The organism is Pseudovibrio flavus (assembly GCF_009711345.1).
GTDB classification, from domain to species: Bacteria; Pseudomonadota; Alphaproteobacteria; order Rhizobiales; family Stappiaceae; genus Pseudovibrio; species Pseudovibrio flavus.
The window spans coordinates 319,166-335,943 of sequence record NZ_SMMA01000063.1 but is presented as its reverse complement, the minus strand read 5'-3'; the positions used below and the strand labels follow the sequence as shown (position 1 = coordinate 335,943).

Below are 16,778 nucleotides of genomic sequence, written 5' to 3'. Positions count from 1 at the left end.
TGGGAGGCACAATGGCTTACGCTAATACCGATGAATTCTATATAAACGGGCAATGGGTTACGCCAAAATCGAACCAGACTATTGCTGTTATTGATCCGGCGAGTGAGGAAGAGTTTGCCCGCCTGACTATGGGCACCGAAGAAGATGCGAACAACGCTGTTGCCGCTGCAAAAGAGGCTTACAAAACGTGGAAGCATTCTACGAAAGCGCAGCGTCTAGAACTTATTGACTCTATCCTTGCAGTTTATGAACGTCGCAATGAAGAGTTTGCCCAAGCAATCAGCCGTGAAATGGGCGCTCCAATCAAACTGGCAAGAGAACAGCAGGCAGCAGTTGGTCTTTCCCATGTAAAGGCATTCCGCAAAGCCTTTGCTGCTTATGATTTTGAGTCGACACTTCCGAATGGCGATTGTCTGGTTCACGGGCCTATAGGCGTATGCGGCCTAATCACCCCTTGGAACTGGCCGATCAACCAGATCGTTCTTAAAGTCATTCCGGCACTCGCTGCTGGCTGCACCATGGTTATGAAGCCAAGCGAACTTACCCCGATCTCGGCAATCCTTTACGCCGAAGTGCTACATGAGGCAGGCGTGCCAGCGGGCGTATTCAACCTCGTTCACGGCGAAGGACCGGTTGTTGGCGCTGCTCTCTCCAAGCACAAAGACATTGCTATGATGTCCTTCACCGGCTCCACGCGAGGTGGCACAGCAGTGACGCGTGATGCTGCAGAAACGGTGAAGCGTGTTGCATTGGAGCTAGGCGGCAAGTCACCAAACATCATCTTTGCAGATACCGATGTAGCAAAGGCTGTCACAAAGGGCGTGCGCACTTGCTTTAACAACACGGGTCAGAGCTGCGACTCTCCCACTCGCATGCTGGTAGAGGAAAGCGTCTACGACTTGGCCGTGGAAGCGGCGAAGGAAGCAGGCGCCAAGGTACAGGTTGGCGTGCCGTCAGAAGATGGACGCCACATCGGACCTCTTGCAAGCCAGATGCAGTTCGACAAAGTCCAGTCCATGATTGAGATGGCGATTGAAGAAGGTGCAACACTCATTACCGGCGGCCTTGGCAAACCAGAAGGTTTTGACAAGGGCTACTATGTGCGCCCGACTATTTTCGCCAATGTGAACAATCAGATGCGCATCGCTCAGGAAGAAGTGTTTGGCCCAGTGCTGACGATCATTCCGTTCAAGGATGAAGCCGACGCCATCGAAATCGCCAATGACACACTGTATGGCCTCTCTTCCTACATCTCGTCTGGAGATAAGGAGAAGATCAAACGCGTAGCCCTGCAACTGGAAGCGGGCATGGTGAATGTCAATGGCGGCTATATCGCGTCCGGCAGCCCATTCGGCGGCTACAAGCAGTCCGGCATCGGTAGAGAAGGCGGCGCAATCGGTATTGAAGAGTTCATGGAAACCAAGGTGATTTCCCAATACTGATCGACGTAGACATTATAACAAAAACAAAAAAGGGGCTGGAAATTCCAGCCCCTTCTTCTTGAATGGATCTAGCAGCGATTACTTCGCGCTTGGAGCCATAGCTTTTACGCGGTCGATGATGTCTGCAACAAGCGGGTTAGCTTTAGCAGCGCTTTCATGCATAGGCAGAACTGCCTCGATGAATGGACCTTTTTCAACTTCGATGAACTTCACGCCAAGGTCGTTCTTCGCGATTTCGATCATTTCGAGAGTCTGCTTGTTGTAAAGATCGCGCTGGAATGCGAGCATCTCTTTACCAGCTTCCATCAGAGCTTTCTGCTGATCTTCTGGAAGAGCATTATAGGTTTTTTCAGAAACAACCAGAACACCAGGGATCATGGTGTGTTCGTTCTGGGAGTAAACTTTTGCTACTTCGCCGTGACGAACGTCAACCAGAGCCTGTGGGTTGTTTTCTGCACCATCTACAACGCCCTGCTGAAGAGCGGAGTACAGTTCACCGAATGCGATTGGGGTAGGTGCACCGCCGAGCAGTTCAACCATCTGAATTGCAGATGGAGAAGGCTGAACGCGGATCTTCATGCCTTTCAGGTCAGCAGGAGACTTGATTTCTTTGTTGGCATAGAAAGAACGGGAACCGTCAACCATGAAGGAAACACCAAGGAAGCCCTTGCCTTCGGAAGCTGCAAAAATGTCGGATGCAACGTCAGACTTCAGCACTTCGTAGAAGTGTGGTTCACTTTCAAACAGGAACGGAAGGTTCATAGCTGCATATGCAGGCTCAAATGCTTCCATTTCAGCAGCGTTAGAGCGAGCCATGTCGAGCAGGCCGTTCTGCACCAGTTCAACGGACTCACGCTGAGTGCCAAGCTGAGCGTTTGCGAAAACGCGCATTTTCAGCTCACCGTTGGTCTTTTCCTTCAGCAGGTCAGCCATGTGTACGAGAGCGATGTGCGCTGGGTTTTCTTCTGGCAGGTTGTGGCTAACGCGCAGGGTCTTTGCGCCTGCTACAGTGGTGCCGAGCATGAGTGCGGAAGTAAGTGCGATACCAGCAATTTTAGCGGTGCGGAACATTCCCGAATTCTCCCTTGAAGCTGCGAGTGGCAACTTATTACTTCTTTGCGGCCGTCCGTCCTGAGGACAGCTTCCTCCGACCGCATGAGAGGAAGTGTTGTCCAATATTCATAATTGGTCAACCACGATTTTAACCGATAGGTAGTGAACCGGCAGCTTAAGCGCTTTCCTTTCGGCAGAATCCCGCCGTTCCTTGCTGTGATATTTTTGTATAGATAAACCTGATTTGATTTAAATCCGGCCGACCAATTAGTAGTTTACCGCATAACAAATCTAAAGGTTTTTCTTTGAGGACGTTACGTTTCCTGCAGCAATCGGCACCACATTTGCGCACTTCGAAAACAGAAAAGCCCCGCCGTTTTCACGGCGAGGCTTTCCCAAGACCTACGATCCAAATTGGATCAGTATTTGTCTTTCAAATTACTGCTGAGCAGGCGCCATGTCTTTGATGCGCTTGATCAGGTCGCCCATCTGAGGGGACTGCTTAGCAAGTTCGTCGTGCATAGGCAGAACTTTTTCTACGAACGGGCCTTTTTCAACTTCGATGAATTTCACGCCGAGGTCGTTCTTAGCTTTCTGAATCGCTTCTTCAGTCTGCTTGTTGTAAACGCCGCGGTGGAAGTCCATCATTTCACGAGAAGCCTGCTGCAGAGCTTTCTGCTGGTCTTCTGGAAGGCTGTCCCAAACCTGTTCGGAGATGATCAGAACGCCAGGGATCATGTTGTGTTCGGACTTGGAGTAAACTTTCGCTACTTCACCGTGACGAACGTCAACCAGAGCCTGTGGGTTGTTTTCTGCACCATCTACAACGCCCTGCTGAAGAGCGGAGTACAGTTCACCGAATGCGATTGGGGTAGGGGCACCGCCGAGCAGCTCAACCATGCGGATCGCAGATGGGGAAGGCTGTACGCGGATCTTCATGCCTTTAAGGTCATCAGGGGTTTTGATTTCCTTGTTAGCGTAGAAAGAGCGGGTGCCATCTACCATGAACGCAAGACCACGGAAGCCTTTGCCTTCAGACGCTTTGAAGATTTCGTCTGCTACGTCAGAAGTCAGAACCTTGTAGTAGTGGTCTTCATCCTGGAAAAGGAAAGGCAGGTTCATGATGGAGTAGGTAGGCTCAAACGCTTCCATTTCAGCAGCGTTAGAGCGAGCCATGTCGAGCAGGCCGTTCTGTACCAGTTCCACGGACTCACGCTGGGTGCCCAGCTGTGCGTTCGCGAAGATGCGCATTTTCAGATCGCCGTCGGTCAATTCCTCAACGCGGTCTGCCATGTGCTGCAGAGAAACGTGTGCAGGGTTGTCGGTTGGCAGGTTGTGGCTAACGCGCAGGGTTTTCGCGTTTGCAAATGCGGTGCTGAGAAGTAGAGCGGAGGTAAGTGCTACGCCAGCGATCTTTGCCTTGTGGAACATTATTATCGTTCTCCCAGAACATTTTTGAGCGAATTGGTCGCCCTATTTTTTTGTTTTTGCTCACGACCAATCCCCTAAAGCTTCCATCGGGGATCAGTGCCGCTGAGGTCATAACAACCGGAAAAGGCCAATTGGTCAACCAAATAAAGCCAAATACGCGTTTGCACCTACACTCTTTCTTCCTGTAATATATTGGCGACTTTAGGGCACATTTAAGCCAACACCATGACGGGTGCATTCAGCCACACTAAAACGGCAATTTCTCTTTAATTTCATTGAATTGGGCCGCCAATTTTCTAAATATATTACTACATACGGCTAGCTCCGTAAGGCTAATTTTCTACAGCTCACCCACAACGAAAGCTGCAAAAATTTTTCAGCTTAACCCACACCCATGGGGATTTCTCTCTTGTGTGCATGGCTTCATTTGCATTGGACCGCGCAACCAACGGCTTTAGCTTTCCCATAGAAAGGCGGGCGTAGATTTAAGCAGGATGATAGACGATCTAGCGGTCGCACCGCAGGCCGAAGCGGCGCATCTAAAACTTACGCTAGTGTATCGGACAAAATGATAAGATGAACCGCCGAGAATTCACACTAGTCAGGCAAAAGGAGTCTTCTTATAACAGACTTTTAATGCCTTATTCGATTCTAGCAGCCTTTCAGTATTGCAAGAAGGGGCAGGTAACTGCCGCATCTATTAAATGTGGCTCCGCGCGACCCTAAACCAACGGTTAGCAGGAGGGCTTATGTTAAAAAAATTCTTTTTTGGTTGGGCTAAGACAGCAGTTGTTGCTGTTGCAGCACTCGGAACAGCTGTTTTCGGGCTGTCTTCCGCCCCAGTACAAGCGGATGAACCGCTCAAGGTAGCCGCGATCTACACGGTTCCGGTAGAGCAGCAGTGGGTGGGACGTATCCACCAAGCCTTGAAGGCGGCTGAAGAAGCTGGCCAGATTGAGTATGTCTTTTCGGAAAATACAGCGAACACCGACTATGAACGCGTAATGCGTGAGTACGCAGAAGCTGGCCACCAGCTCATCGTTGGTGAGTCCTTTGCCGTTGAACGTGCAGCACGTGCGGTAGCAGCAGAGTATCCAGAAGTTGCGTTCCTCATGGGCTCATCTTTTGGTCCTGAAGAGCCAAACTTTGCAGTTTTTGATAACTACATTCACGAGCCTAGCTACCTCTCTGGCATGATTGCAGGCGCAATGACCAAGTCCAACACCATCGGCATGGTCGGCGGTTTTGCTATTCCAGAGGTGAACCGCTTGATGCACGGCTTTATGGCTGGCGCACAGTCGGTTAACCCGGATGTGAAGTTCATCGTGAACTTCATCAACTCTTGGTACGATCCGCCAAAAGCCAAAGAAGCTGCCTACGCGATGATCGATAACGGCGCGGACATCCTCTACGCAGAACGCTTTGGTGTTTCTGATGCAGCCAAGGAAAAGGGCATCTACGCCATCGGCAACGTGATTGATACGGCCCCTGACTATCCGGGCACCATTTTGGCTTCAGCAATCTGGCACTTTGAGCCAACCGCACAGAAGGCGATTGAGGCTGTAAAGGCTGGTAATTTCAAAGCCGATAACTACGGCATCTACAGCTACATGCAGCCGGGTGGTTCCACGCTTGTATTCGATGAAACCATCATTCCAGCAGATGTTTTGGAGGCTGTGAAGGCCAAAGAGGCTGCCATCATGGATGGTTCGTTTACTGTCGAAATTGACGACAGCGAACCAAAATCCACCAAGTAATCAAAGCATCAATGGCCGGGTCAGTCCCCGGCCATTTTTCCGCGTCCTTACGCTTTTGCGAGATTGGGACGCTAACTTATGAATTCAGCTGTTGTTTAAAGAGGGCTCATGACACAGCAGGAAGGGGAGCGGACCCCGCTGCTTTCATTGCAGGCCATTACCAAACGGTTCGGGCCGCTGATCGCCAACTCCGATATCAGCCTTGACCTGTATTCGGGCGAGATTATTGCCTTACTGGGTGAAAACGGGGCAGGTAAAACGACCCTGATGAACATTTTGTTCGGTCACTATGTGGCAGACGAAGGCGGCATTTGGGTGCAAAGTTCCGAGGGTACGTTGGAAGCGCTGGAACCTGGCACTCCGCACGCTGCTCTTGCCTCTGGTATCGGCATGGTTCACCAGCATTTCACCCTCGCTGAGAACCTTAGCGCCCTTGATAATATTCTCTTGGGAACCGAACCCCTTTTGAAGCCAAGATGGAGCCGAAAAGCTGCTCGCACTAAACTGCAAGCGCTGATGGCCAAGTCAGGGCTTGAGGTGGACCTCAACCAGCAAGTTTCCAAGCTGGCTGTTGGTGAACGGCAGCGCGTTGAAATTTTGAAGGCGCTCTATCGCGATGCCCGCATCCTCGTTCTTGATGAACCAACGGCGGTTCTCACGCCGCAGGAATCTGAGGGACTATTCAAAACGCTTGAGCTACTTGCGGCGAACGGCCTCGGCATCATCTTCATCTCCCACAAGATGGCTGAGGTTCTAAGCGCTTCAGACCGTGTTCTGGTACTGCGCCATGGGGAACTCGTAGCCGATCTTGAAACCTCAATTTGCGACCGCAATCTGCTTGCTGACCTGATGGTTGGCCACAGTGTAGACGTACCTACCCGTGATGCGGCAACACCGGGGCCTGCCACTCTCATGTTCCGCGGAGTAAGTGCAGGAACGGGACGCGAGGCGCTAAGCAACGTAGACTTTTCCCTTCGCTCTGGAGAGATCCTCGGTCTTGCCGGTGTTTCTGGTAACGGGCAGGGCACACTCTCCAAACTGCTATCCGGCCTGGAACAACCGACATCTGGAGCCGTCGAACTTCATGGAACGCCCCTATCGCGCAATGCTGCAGGCGTCATCAAACAAGGCGTTGCCCGCATTCCTGAGGATCGCCATCATGACGGTATCGTCGGTGCTATGAGCGTTGCTGATAATCTGGTTATCGAGGAAATACGCTCGCCTGCATATTCGCGCTTCGGCATGCTGCGCTTTGGTGAGATCAAGAAGCGCGCGGTAGAAGCAATTCAAGCCTACGACATTCGCTGCCCGGGGCCATCCGCACGAGCACGCCTTCTATCCGGGGGTAACATCCAGAAAATCGTTCTTGCCCGCACTCTGGATCAGGAACCGCAGGTCGTTCTGGCCGCTCAACCTAGCCGCGGCCTTGATGTTGGCGCGACAGCAGAGGTGCATCGTCGTTTGATAGCGGCAAGAGACAGGGGCGCCGCTGTTCTAGTCATCTCTGAGGATCTCGATGAGCTGCTCCGCATTTGTGACAGCATTGCTGTAATCCATAGAGGACAGATCTCTGCACCTGCTCCGACAGAAACACTAGATAAACAGAGGCTTGGCCTAATGATGGCCGGTCACCCGGCAAACAAGGAGTTGGCAGGATGATCCGCATTGAGCCACGCCAAAACGTTTCCCATCTCTACGCCTTCTTCGTACCGGTCTTGGCTGCGGTCGCGGCCCTTGGACTCGCCGCCATACCTCTTTACGCTGCTGGCGCTGATATCAGCTCGGCCTATGTCAGCATGTGGAAAGGGGCATTCGGTTCTGCCTTTGCGGTCTCCGAGCTTTTGACGAGAGCAACGCCGCTCATCCTCACAGGACTGGCTGCTGCTGTCGCCTTTAAAGCAAAACTCTGGAATATCGGGGCGGAAGGTCAGCTTTATGTGGGAGCCTTAGCTGCGGTTGCCATAGGGTCGGGTGCAATCAACGCGCCGCCTGCCATAATGATCCCGCTTGTCATGCTTAGCGGCATGCTCGCTGGCGGGCTGCTGATGCTGGTTCCTACGCTGATGAAGACAAAGCTAGGAGCGGACGAAGTCGTCACCACGCTTCTGCTCAACTTCATTATTTTGCTTTTTGTACAAATGATGCTGGAAGGGCCAATGAAGGACCCAATGGGCATGGGTTGGCCGCAGTCAGAGCCTATGTCTCCAGAGGCTACGCTTCCAAAGTTGTTTGCCCGAATGCGCGTGCATTGGGGCCTTATCATTGCGCTCGGCGCTGCACTCCTGCTCTACATCATCATGACCCGCAGTGTCTGGGGTTTTGAAATGCGCGCACTTGGTGAAAACGTATCCGCTGCGCGCCACGCTGGCATTCCTGTTACCGCAACTTACATAAAGGTCGGTTTGATTTCTGGTGCTATGGCTGGCCTAGCAGGCGTTAGCGAAGTGGCAGGCCTTAAGGGATATCTTACCTCCGACATTTCGCCGGGCTTTGGCTACTCTGGCATCGTGGTGGCTATGCTGGCGGGCTTATCGCCTATCGGCGTAATCGTCGCTGCTGTTTTCATCGCGGCGGTCTTTGTTGGCGCTGATAGCATGAGCCGCGCCATGAGCGTTTCCAACTACATCGCAGACCTCGTGGTTGCCCTATCGCTGCTCTGCGTTCTGATCTCCAGCGTATTCGTTCGTTACAAAATCCGTTTCATCACCCCGCGTTTGCCCAAAGCGGCCCGAGAGAAGGAGATCTGAGATGGAGTATCTAGACATCCTCCTCAACGCGAGTTTCTGGCAAGCCGCCATCCGCATCGCAACGCCATTGATCTTCGGTGTTTTGGGCGCGCTTATCTGTGAGCGGGCCGGGGTGCTAAACCTCGGTATTGAAGGCATCTTCGTTGTTGGTGCTATGTCTGGCTGGATGGCCGTTTGGCTGGGCGCAAGCCTATGGGGCGGGGTTGCTGTTGCCGCAGGCTGCGGAGCGCTATTCGGTCTCGTGCATGGCATTTTGACAGTGCCTCTTGGCCTGTCTCAGCACGTCTCCGGTTTAGGCATTACAATGTTTGCAACGGCTGCAAGCTACTACACCTACAGAACTGCTCTGCCAGATGTAACGTCCCCGCCGCGTATCGAGGCATTCAAGCCATTGGATATTCCAATGCTCAGCGATCTACCATTCATTGGCGAAGCACTCTTTAGCCAAACGGCAATGACGTTCCTTGCGCTGTTTATGGTGCTGGCGGTAGCCTTTGTTCTCTACAGGACGCCTCTTGGTCTTGCGATCCGCGCCGTTGGAGACAACCCCGCCGCTGTCGAAGCACAAGGGCTATCGGTCTACGGCCTGCGCATTGGCGCGATCATGGCAGGGTCCGCGCTCATGGCACTGGGCGGGGCATTTCTCACCATGTCGGCGTTTGATGCGTTCTTCTTTGGCATGATCAACGGCCGCGGCTGGATTTGCATTGCGCTTGTGGTGTTTGCCTCATGGAGACCCGGAAAGGCTCTGCTCGGTGCGCTGCTATTCGGCGCGTTTGACGCTTTCCAAATCCGTTTGCAGAACGAAGTAGGCGCAGCGGTTCCCTCTCAGGTTTTCTTGATGGTTCCGTATGTCCTTTCTATCATCGCGCTTGTACTCGTTGCCCGCAAAGCAGACTACCCGCGCGCATTGCTACAACCTTACTTCCCCGGCCAGCGCTGAGTACTGCTCGGCAGCCTAATAAGAGGACACCATTATGTCTCTTGATCTACTGGTCAAAAACGCAACGCTCGCTTCTGGCGAGATCGGTGTAGACATCGCAGTATCCAGCGGTCGCATTACGGCCATCGAGCGCGGGATCACTCAGGAAGCAGGAACGGTTATCGATGCCGGAGGCTATCTTGTTTGCCCGCCGTTCGTAGACGTTCACTTCCATATGGATGCAACGCTCTCCCTTGGCCTGCCACGGCTAAATCGAAGCGGAACACTGCTGGAAGGCATCCAGCTTTGGGGGGAACTAAAGCCGCTACTAACCGTAGAGGCGGTGGTTGAGCGCGCCCTTCGCTACTGCGATCTGGCGGTCTCTCAAGGGCTATTAGCAATTCGCACGCACGTTGACGTTTGCCATGACAGCCTTATCGGGGTTGAAGCGCTTCTTGAGGTGAAGAAGAAAGTTGCGCCGTATATCGACCTTCAGCTGGTAGCTTTCCCGCAAGATGGCTACTACCGCTACCCGACAGCGCAAAAGAATCTAGAACGCGCATTGGATATGGGCGTTGATGTGGTCGGCGGCATTCCCCACTTCGAGCGGACAATGGCAGATGGCGCTCGCTCAATGAAGGATCTTTGCGAGATCGCAGCCGATCGCGGTTTGCTGGTGGACATTCACTGTGATGAGACCGACGATCCAATGTCTCGCCATATCGAAGCGTTGATCTACGAGACCCAGCGGCTCGGTTTGCAAGGCCGCGTAAACGGCTCTCACCTTACCTCCATGCACTCCATGGACAATTACTACGTCTCCAAACTCCTGCCTTTGATGGCGGAGGCAGAGGTTTCAGCGACCGCGAACCCGCTGATCAATATCGTCATTCAGGGCCGCCATGACACCTATCCGAAACGGAGAGGCCAAACCCGTGTGCCAGAGATGCGTGGCTACGGTATCAATGTAGCCTACGGTCATGATTGTGTGATGGACCCATGGTACTCGCTCGGCAATGCAGACATGCTTGAAGTTGCCAGCATGGGGCTGCACGTCTCTCAGATGACATCAAGAGATGACATGCGCTATGCCTTTGATGCAATTACGCATAATCCGGCCAAGATCATGCATCTTGATGGCTATGGTGTTGAAGTTGGCTGCAATGCAGATTTTGTTTTGCTGCAAGCGAAAGACCCGATTGAAGCAATACGCCTGAAACCAAATAGGCTGGCGGTGGTTAGAAAAGGGCGCGTTATTGCCCGTTCCGAACCGCGTCTAAGCACACTTGCTCTGGACGGACGGCCACAGACAGTGAACGCTGCGGATTACCACCCTGTTTCAGCGGAATAAAAGTATTCAAGGGAAAGCTCGCGCCAACTCTGCAGCGCGAGCTTTTCATGTTTAGCTTTTCAGCCAGCTTTCGGCTTCTTTAACAGCATCTCCGCGGAAATATGCCACCTTGGCATGAAGAATTACCGCAAACACGCTTTCGGCCACGTGCTGCCAGCGTTTGTTTCCTACAACTGCAACGCGGTCAGGAAATTTCCGGTTCTTGCGTACCAGTGCAAGGTGCTCAGAGAATGCACTCAAGCCTTCCCAACCTTCAAATTCCCTTAGATCAATCAGTAGCTTGTTGTTGTCTTCACTGGAGAAGTAGCGGTTTAGGTCTTCTTCGATATTATCGTAGGAAGAAGGTTCTAGCTTACCAAGCATGGTCAATTTCAAGATGCCATCTTCCACCTTGGCATGAATGCTACCCATAGACTCGCTCAGCCACAGCCGTGCTTCATCCAAACGGCTGTTGGAGAAAACCTGAACGGGACACGGCATCATCAGCGCCATCGCATGGATAGCATTGCGAACCCAACCAGTGTCTGTAACGACTGCTATGCGCTCAAAACCATGCCAGTGGTGCAAACCAAGATAGGTGTCATCCCACGCTGCTTTGAGGTCATAGCCTTCAAAGCCTTCGTCCAAATGGGCCAGAACCTTTACGTGCTCTCCATTGTCGAACGCGGCTTGCAGGCGCGGTACGAGGACTTTCTCATAATCATCGCGACTAATGGTGCCGGTAAAGCGGAATTCATAGGTACCTTCAGGGCGGCCGGTTATTTCTTCAATCATTGCCGTTCTCCTAAATTTGATAGCCGCACCTAGACTAGCAAAAAAATCTTATGCCCAATGAAATAGATAGCCCTAAGGTTGACGACAATTTGACGAGACCGCCCAAAGCCGGAATTGAAAACAGGAATTGCCCCTGCGCGTTTACCCTAAGTGGACGCTAGAAGGTTCCGGTAATAGCCCTAGAGGCACTATCAGGGCTTATCACTTTGGGAGAAGACATGAGCACCCTTAACGATACAACTACATCAGCTGAAAATGGTGCCTGTGCTGTTCTTGGCACCGGTACAATGGGTGTGCAGATTGCGTTTTCTTTGGCGTTTGGCGGCAAGCCTGTTGCGCTTTGGGGACGCCGCGCAGAAGCCCTTGAAAAAGCGAAGGAAACCTTCGTCGATATTTTTGACTTTCTGGTAGGTGAAGGTCTCGCCGCTGCCTCTGAAAAAGAAGGCGTACTGGCTCGTCTGACATGCACCAGCGACTTGGCAAGTGCTGTAAAGAATGCCAGTTTCGTAATTGAAGCAATCGTTGAAGACTTCAACCAGAAACAGAGCATTTTCAAAGAGGTAGAGGCTCTCTCTTCACCTGAAACTATCATTGCAAGTACAACATCGGCGCTTTGTGCACGCGACTTGCAAAACGGTTTGGCGCGTCCAGAAAAGTTCTGCGTGGCGCACTACATCCAGCCAGCTCATCTTATGGCGCTGGTGGAAGTTGTTCCAGGTGATCAGAGCAGCGAAGAAACAACCGCAGCGCTGACCAAGCTACTGGAAGAAACCGGAAAAGCGCCAGTGCGCTGCCCGGATATTCCGGGCTTCCTGTTCGCCCGCATTCAGCACGTCATTCTACGCGAGTTTGCAGACCTTGTTGGCAAAGGTCTTGTAACAGCAGAGGCTTGCGATACAATCATGCGTCAGGGCTACGCCGCGCGTCTTCCTGCTATGGGACCATTCGAGCACGCCGATCTTTCTGGTCTTGATTTGCAAAACAGCGCCGGAGCTAACGCCGTGTGGGCAGACCTTTGCACTGCAAGCAGCCCATCGCAGACCCCAGTTGGTGATCTCTTCCTTAAAGAAGGCCATACCGGAATGCGATCTGGTCAAGGCTTTTATAACTGGAAAGAACGCGATCAGGATGTCTTCAAGGCTGAACGCGATAAGGAAATCGTGCGCCGCATGAAGATCAATAAGGGCGGACGCATCGTCATGGATTGATGACGAAGAGTTGCTGAAGAAGCACCTTCAGATCATTGTCGTTTGATCGGGCCTGCCCTATCTTTTTGGCAGGGCAGGCTCGGATCAGGCAGGGAATGATGAACACAGCAACCGAAAACTGGATCGACCGTTTTACCGGCCTTATGAAGCTTGAGGCGGGCATTAGAGATAGACTGGTTAGTGGCAGTTCTGTTGTAAGTCTTTCCAAAGACACTGTGATTTTCGGACCAGATAAAAAGCCGGAATATTTGCTGCTCCTGCTATCCGGAACTGTGCGCGTTCAGCAAATCTCGGAAAGCGGACGCGAGATTGTTCTCTACCGCGTTTATGCTGGCGAAAGTTGCGTTTTAACAACAGCTTGCCTGCTGGCCTATGAAGACTACTCAGCCGAGGGAATAGCAGAGACAGACATTGTTGCTGCAGCTATACCGCGCAGCGTCTTTGACGAACTGGTAGCAACCTCAGATACATTCAGGCAGTTTGTTTTCTCCGCCTACTCAAAGCGCATCACCGATCTCTTTCTTGTAATTGAAGAAATTGCGTTTCAGCGCATGGACATTCGCCTTGCTGATAAACTGCTTCAACTTGCTGGAGACGACGATCTCGTAGTCAGTACGCACCAGCAACTGGCAGCAGAGCTTGGAACAGCAAGAGAGGTAATTTCCCGTCAACTAAGGGAGTTCCAGCGTAGAAACTGGATTAATCAGTCCAGAGGCCAGATTGCATTGCAGGATACCTCGGCCCTTAAGAAGCTATCAGACACAATCGTTTAACTGCAAATCTTCAATTGATATCTGCAATTTGGTCCCTTTGGTGACATCGTCACTGAAGGGCACCAAAGCACCCTCTATCTTTTATGCAGATTTACTAAAGGAATCGCAGCTGGCAGGCGAAAATAGCGTTAGAGTTCACACTAACGCTTCGGGCTAAGGTTGCTTCCAAGGTACGCTGTCATTTGAGTGAGGGAGATCATGTCTACTTTTGCGATCGATTTGGCTAAGCGCCCGCAGGTTAAGGCGTTCTTTGATCCAGATACCAACACAATCAGCTATGTGGTCAAAGACCCAGATAGCAATGCTGCTGCGGTGATAGACTCGGTTCTGGACATTGACTACGCCGCCGGACGTATCTCTTATGCTCATGCGGACGAGATCATTGAATACATTAAGCAAAATGACCTCAAGCTTGAGTGGCTGATTGAGACGCACGTCCATGCAGACCACCTTTCCGCAGCGCCGTACATTCAGGAAAAGCTTGGCGGAAAAATCGGCATCGGCGAACATATCATTACGGTGCAGGAAACCTTCGGCAAGGTGTTTAACGAGGGAACAGAGTTCCAGCGCGACGGTAGCCAGTTTGATCGTCTCTTCAAAGATGGCGATACCTACAGCGTTGGAAATATGGAGGTTCTCGCGCTCCACACTCCCGGTCACACCCCCGCCTGCATGGTGCATGTGATGGGTGATGCCGCTTTTGTTGGCGATACTCTGTTTATGCCGGATGGAGGTTCTGCTCGGGCTGATTTTCCCGGTGGTGATGCCGGTGTGCTTTACGACTCCATCCAGAAAGTCCTTTCTCTTCCAGATGAGACGCGCCTGTTCATGTGCCATGATTACGGCCCGAACGGCAGGGAAATCCAATGGGAAACAACGGTTTCTGCGGAAAAAGACAGAAACATCCACGTCAAGGCTGGCACCAGCCGCGAAGACTTTATCGCCTTCAGGACAGAGCGGGACAAGCAATTACAGATGCCTCGTTTGATTATTCCATCTTTGCAGGTGAACATGCGGGCAGGCGAAGTTCCGACAGATGAAGATGGAAATCCGGTACTCAAAGTGCCGCTGAACAAGCTGTAAGGAGAAGACAGATGCAAATTAGAGAGCTTTCAAGCGACTTCTCTGTAGCAGGTCAAATCACCGCGCAAGACGTTGCAGATATTAAAGAAATGGGCTTCGGTAGCATTATGTGCAACCGACCGAACGCAGAAGAGTTCGGCCAGCCGGATTATGAGGAAGTAGCCGCAGCGGCCAAAGCTCTGGGTATGGGCTTTGGATTCCTACCGATCTCTTCGCACAATCTTTCGCTCGCTGTTATTGAAGAGTTTAACAGACAGCTGGAGGAACTGCCGAAGCCGATATTTGCGTATTGCCGCTCTGGCGCTCGCTGTACTCTCCTTTGGTCAGCGAGTTCACAAGCCAGCTAAGATTGCCGCACCTGTTGTTTTAGGTAGCGCTCAAGGCACTACTTGAGGCAAATTACAGTATCCATATCATAGACTTACCTTGTTCGCCCCGTTCAAGGAACGCTACCCGTGTGCTCACATGATACCCTCAAAGCTTCGCCGCCTTGTTCCTGTTCTGGAGTGGGGACGGACCTACAATAAAACCATGCTGATGGATGATGGCATTGCAGCCGTTATCGTCACTATAATGCTTATTCCTCAAAGCCTTGCCTATGCTCTCCTCGCAGGTCTGCCGCCAGAAGCTGGGCTTTATGCTTCAATCGCGCCGATCGTGCTTTATGCCATTTTCGGCACCAGCCGTGTTTTGGCGGTAGGTCCAGTTGCGGTGGTATCGCTTATGACTGCCGCAGCGTTGGGGCAAGTCGTGCAAAGCGGCACCGCTGATTACATTTCGGCGGCCCTTACACTTGCCCTTATTTCCGGCGGTATATTGCTGGTTATGGGTTTGTTTAAACTGGGCTTTCTTGCCAACTTCCTCTCCCATCCGGTGATTGCAGGTTTCATTACAGCATCGGGAATATTGATCGCCGCAAGCCAGCTTAAGCACGTCCTTGGTGTAGATGCGCACGGCCATACATTATGGGAGGTTTTGCTCTCGCTCGCTTCTAACATGGGAGCAGTCAATTTCTATACGGTAGCGGTGGGCAGTGGCGCGCTTTTGGCTTTGTTTTGGATGCGAACTGGCCTCAAACCGGCGCTTTTCCGGCTCGGTTTTGGCGCTACCTTAGCAGGCAACATCACAAAGGCCGGTCCTGTCTTTGCAGTCTTCATGACGACGCTTCTCGCTTACCTTTTCAAGCTTGATGACAAGGGCGTTCAGATCGTCGGCCACGTTCCTCAAAGTTTGCCGCCGCTGGTAATGCCGAATTTGAACTTCGGCCTGATTGAAGCGCTCTTCATGCCAGCGCTGCTGATCTCTGTCGTTGGCTTTGTGGAGTCCGTTTCTGTCGCGCAGACCTTGGCAGCAAAGCGGCGCCAGCGGATCGATCCTGATCAGGAGCTCATCGGCCTTGGCGCTGCAAACATCGGCGCGGCTTTCACAGGCGGTTATCCGGTTACGGGCGGTTTTGCCCGTTCTGTTGTCAACTTTGATGCTGGAGCCAGAACTCCGGCAGCAGGCGCGTACACGGCAATGGGCCTTGCGTTTGCTGCTTTGTTCCTAACACCTCTGATTTTCTACCTTCCAAAGGCAACTCTTGCAGCGACAATCATCGTGGCTGTCCTTTCGTTGGTAGACTTCTCAATTTTGAAGAAGACGTGGAACTACTCCAAAAAGGACTTCAGCGCGGTAGCTGCGACTATTCTTGTTACCCTTTTCTTCGGAGTGGAACTTGGCATCAGTGTTGGCGTGATCACCTCCATTGTGCTGTTTTTCTTCAAGACCTCTCGTCCCCATGTTGCCGAGGTTGGCTTGGTGAGCGGTACGGAACATTTCCGCAATATCAACCGTCACAAAGTGCTGACGGTGGAAAGCCTTGTTAGCATCCGCATTGATGAGAGCCTCTACTTTGCTAACGCCCGCGTTTTGGAAGACACCATCTATAACCGTGTTGCCAAAGATCAACCGATCAAACACGTTGTGCTGATGTGCTCTGCGGTCAACGCTCTAGACCTCAGCGCTTTGGAATCCCTTGAAGCGATTAATTTGCGGCTGAAGGATATGGGCGTTCTTCTACACCTTTCAGAGGTGAAGGGGCCTGTGATGGATCGCCTTCAACGCACTGACTTTGTTGAGCATTTAACAGGTGGGGTATTCCTTTCCCAGTACCAAGCCTATGAAGCTTTGGCTCCTGAAATCATCGAGGGGGAGAAAGCCCGCAGGACCCTGTTGGCCTCGTGACACTGCCATTT

The 16,778-nt window shown here is 52.1% G+C and carries 14 protein-coding genes; 11 read left to right on the top strand and 3 right to left on the bottom strand.

Features of this window, described 5'->3' with window-relative positions:
- Positions 1 to 11: 11 nt before the first annotated feature.
- The gene (locus E1162_RS13370; RefSeq protein ID WP_155131839.1) at positions 12 to 1,442 is read left to right on the top strand and encodes an aldehyde dehydrogenase family protein; all 1,431 of its coding nucleotides are present in this window, start codon (positions 12 to 14) and stop codon (positions 1,440 to 1,442) included.
- Positions 1,443 to 1,520: 78 nt separating this feature from the next.
- On the opposite strand, the gene E1162_RS13365 is transcribed toward E1162_RS13370, so the two are convergent.
- Complete coding sequence (locus E1162_RS13365; protein ID WP_155131836.1) at positions 1,521 to 2,513, bottom strand: TRAP transporter substrate-binding protein; 993 nt, start codon at positions 2,511 to 2,513, stop codon at positions 1,521 to 1,523.
- A gap of 420 nt (positions 2,514 to 2,933) precedes the next feature.
- The gene (locus E1162_RS13360) at positions 2,934 to 3,926 is read right to left on the bottom strand and encodes a TRAP transporter substrate-binding protein (RefSeq protein WP_155131833.1); all 993 of its coding nucleotides are present in this window, start codon (positions 3,924 to 3,926) and stop codon (positions 2,934 to 2,936) included.
- 749 nt (positions 3,927 to 4,675) lie between these two features.
- On the opposite strand from E1162_RS13360, the gene E1162_RS13355 reads away from it, so the two are divergent.
- From E1162_RS13355 to E1162_RS13335, 5 genes are all read left to right on the top strand, one after another.
- Complete coding sequence (locus tag E1162_RS13355; RefSeq protein WP_257098973.1) at positions 4,676 to 5,683, top strand: BMP family protein; 1,008 nt, start codon at positions 4,676 to 4,678, stop codon at positions 5,681 to 5,683.
- 108 nt (positions 5,684 to 5,791) lie between these two features.
- Entirely contained in the window at positions 5,792 to 7,342 is a 1,551-nt protein-coding gene (locus tag E1162_RS13350; protein ID WP_155131827.1) for an ABC transporter ATP-binding protein, read from the top strand.
- Positions 7,339 to 8,430 (top strand): ABC transporter permease, encoded by a 1,092-nt coding sequence (locus E1162_RS13345; protein WP_155131824.1) that lies wholly within the window; start codon positions 7,339 to 7,341, stop codon positions 8,428 to 8,430. Before E1162_RS13350 ends, E1162_RS13345 begins: the two co-directional genes overlap by 4 nt.
- Position 8,431: 1 nt before the next feature.
- Positions 8,432 to 9,373, top strand: a complete 942-nt coding sequence (locus E1162_RS13340) for an ABC transporter permease (RefSeq protein WP_155131821.1) — start codon at positions 8,432 to 8,434, stop codon at positions 9,371 to 9,373.
- A gap of 34 nt (positions 9,374 to 9,407) precedes the next feature.
- A complete protein-coding gene (locus E1162_RS13335) occupies positions 9,408 to 10,703 on the top strand; it encodes an amidohydrolase family protein (RefSeq protein ID WP_155131818.1) in 1,296 nt (431 codons plus the stop codon).
- 51 nt (positions 10,704 to 10,754) lie between these two features.
- On the opposite strand, the gene E1162_RS13330 is transcribed toward E1162_RS13335, so the two are convergent.
- Positions 10,755 to 11,477 carry a SpoIIAA family protein gene (locus E1162_RS13330; protein WP_155131815.1) on the bottom strand — a complete coding sequence of 241 codons (723 nt, stop codon included), beginning with the start codon at positions 11,475 to 11,477 and terminating at the stop codon, positions 10,755 to 10,757.
- 218 nt (positions 11,478 to 11,695) lie between these two features.
- On the opposite strand from E1162_RS13330, the gene E1162_RS13325 reads away from it, so the two are divergent.
- The 5 genes from E1162_RS13325 to E1162_RS13305 all read left to right on the top strand — a co-directional run bounded on the left by E1162_RS13325 (position 11,696) and on the right by E1162_RS13305 (position 16,767).
- Positions 11,696 to 12,685, top strand: coding sequence for a 3-hydroxyacyl-CoA dehydrogenase family protein (locus tag E1162_RS13325; RefSeq protein ID WP_155131812.1), 990 nt, complete (start codon positions 11,696 to 11,698; stop codon positions 12,683 to 12,685).
- Positions 12,686 to 12,783: 98 nt separating this feature from the next.
- The gene (locus E1162_RS13320) at positions 12,784 to 13,458 is read left to right on the top strand and encodes a Crp/Fnr family transcriptional regulator (RefSeq protein ID WP_155131940.1); all 675 of its coding nucleotides are present in this window, start codon (positions 12,784 to 12,786) and stop codon (positions 13,456 to 13,458) included.
- 198 nt (positions 13,459 to 13,656) lie between these two features.
- Positions 13,657 to 14,541, top strand: a complete 885-nt coding sequence (locus tag E1162_RS13315) for an MBL fold metallo-hydrolase (RefSeq protein ID WP_155131810.1) — start codon at positions 13,657 to 13,659, stop codon at positions 14,539 to 14,541.
- 11 nt (positions 14,542 to 14,552) lie between these two features.
- The gene (locus E1162_RS13310) at positions 14,553 to 14,888 is read left to right on the top strand and encodes a protein tyrosine phosphatase family protein (protein WP_155131807.1); all 336 of its coding nucleotides are present in this window, start codon (positions 14,553 to 14,555) and stop codon (positions 14,886 to 14,888) included.
- A gap of 118 nt (positions 14,889 to 15,006) precedes the next feature.
- On the top strand, positions 15,007 to 16,767 hold the full coding sequence (locus tag E1162_RS13305; RefSeq protein ID WP_155131804.1) for a SulP family inorganic anion transporter: 1,761 nt from the start codon (positions 15,007 to 15,009) through the stop codon (positions 16,765 to 16,767).
- Positions 16,768 to 16,778: the final 11 nt, after the last annotated feature.

Bases quoted from the DNA above. Each gene is read 5' to 3' on its own strand.
- E1162_RS13310 (WP_155131807.1), top strand. From the start codon at position 14,553: ATGCAAATTAGAGAGCTTTCAAGCGACTTCTCTGTAGCAGGTCAAATC.
- E1162_RS13345 (WP_155131824.1), top strand. From the start codon at position 7,339: ATGATCCGCATTGAGCCACGCCAAAACGTTTCCCATCTCTACGCCTTC.
- E1162_RS13315 (WP_155131810.1), top strand. From the start codon at position 13,657: ATGTCTACTTTTGCGATCGATTTGGCTAAGCGCCCGCAGGTTAAGGCG.
- E1162_RS13340 (WP_155131821.1), top strand. From the start codon at position 8,432: ATGGAGTATCTAGACATCCTCCTCAACGCGAGTTTCTGGCAAGCCGCC.
- E1162_RS13320 (WP_155131940.1), top strand. From the start codon at position 12,784: ATGAACACAGCAACCGAAAACTGGATCGACCGTTTTACCGGCCTTATG.
- E1162_RS13335 (WP_155131818.1), top strand. From the start codon at position 9,408: ATGTCTCTTGATCTACTGGTCAAAAACGCAACGCTCGCTTCTGGCGAG.
- E1162_RS13365 (WP_155131836.1), bottom strand. From the start codon at position 2,513: ATGTTCCGCACCGCTAAAATTGCTGGTATCGCACTTACTTCCGCACTC.
- E1162_RS13350 (WP_155131827.1), top strand. From the start codon at position 5,792: ATGACACAGCAGGAAGGGGAGCGGACCCCGCTGCTTTCATTGCAGGCC.
- E1162_RS13360 (WP_155131833.1), bottom strand. From the start codon at position 3,926: ATGTTCCACAAGGCAAAGATCGCTGGCGTAGCACTTACCTCCGCTCTA.
- E1162_RS13355 (WP_257098973.1), top strand. From the start codon at position 4,676: ATGTTAAAAAAATTCTTTTTTGGTTGGGCTAAGACAGCAGTTGTTGCT.
- E1162_RS13325 (WP_155131812.1), top strand. From the start codon at position 11,696: ATGAGCACCCTTAACGATACAACTACATCAGCTGAAAATGGTGCCTGT.
- E1162_RS13330 (WP_155131815.1), bottom strand. From the start codon at position 11,477: ATGATTGAAGAAATAACCGGCCGCCCTGAAGGTACCTATGAATTCCGC.
- E1162_RS13370 (WP_155131839.1), top strand. From the start codon at position 12: ATGGCTTACGCTAATACCGATGAATTCTATATAAACGGGCAATGGGTT.
- E1162_RS13305 (WP_155131804.1), top strand. From the start codon at position 15,007: ATGATACCCTCAAAGCTTCGCCGCCTTGTTCCTGTTCTGGAGTGGGGA.